Origin of the sequence: Aquabacterium soli (assembly GCF_003933735.1) — a bacterium.
GTDB classification, from domain to species: Bacteria; Pseudomonadota; Gammaproteobacteria; order Burkholderiales; family Burkholderiaceae_C; genus Aquabacterium; species Aquabacterium soli.
In genome coordinates, this window is sequence record NZ_RSED01000067.1 from 1 (window position 1) to 798 (window position 798).

1 protein-coding gene is annotated in these 798 nt (G+C 60.9%); it reads right to left on the reverse strand.

The genetic code is table 11. From position 1 onward, the window contains the following. A partial coding sequence (locus EIP75_RS23820) for a Calx-beta domain-containing protein (protein WP_199758692.1) occupies positions 1 to 798 on the reverse strand: 798 nt, incomplete at both ends.

Consider the following 798-nt stretch of genomic DNA (forward strand, 5'->3'; position numbering starts at 1 on the left):
TCATTGATCGTGCCAGTGCCGATCTCCGAGGGCGTACCCGCCTCCAGATCACGCAATGTCGAGGCCGATATCTGCAGCGTTTCGGCGCCCTCGCTGACACCGTCAATGGTCGTAGGCACACGAACGACCAGCGCATCCACTGCAGCGCCAGGAGGCAGCTGGACTTGGAAATTGCCCTGGCCATCGACAGCGACGGCAACGAAGCTCTTGCCACCATCGACCGACACCTGGACTTCTCCGGTGTCCACGCCCAAGGTGGCCTCGACGCCGGAAATTTTCAACAGCAATGGCGTCACGTTCTTGCTGGTGTTGCTCAGCGTGACCGTGAAATCGAGGTTGTCGCCTTCCACGGCGATGGCGTCACTGACTGAGGCCACGGTTGGGCGATCGTTGTCCAGCGTAGGGTCGTTGGGATCGTCGACGTTGCCGTAATCGGTGATCGTGCCCAGTCCCTCCCCCTTGCCAATCGTCGCGTTACCGCTTGTGCTGACGATCTGCACACCGAAGCTCTCGCTGTCTTCGTACACGGTGTCGTTGTTGATCACGACAGGCACGGTCACCGAGGTCTGCCCCGCCGGAATCACCACGGTCAGGCCGGTGAACGAATTGAAGTCCTTGTCGCCGTTTGCACTGCCCACCGAAGTGGCGTCGCCGTCCACCGTGCTGAGCCTGACAACAACGTCAGTGGAGCTCGGATGGCTGAGCGTGAGCGTGAAGACCGCTTGGCCAGCGCCCTCGTTCACCTCGACATCATCGATGCTGACCGTCGGCAGATCGTTGCCGTCATTGATCGTGCCA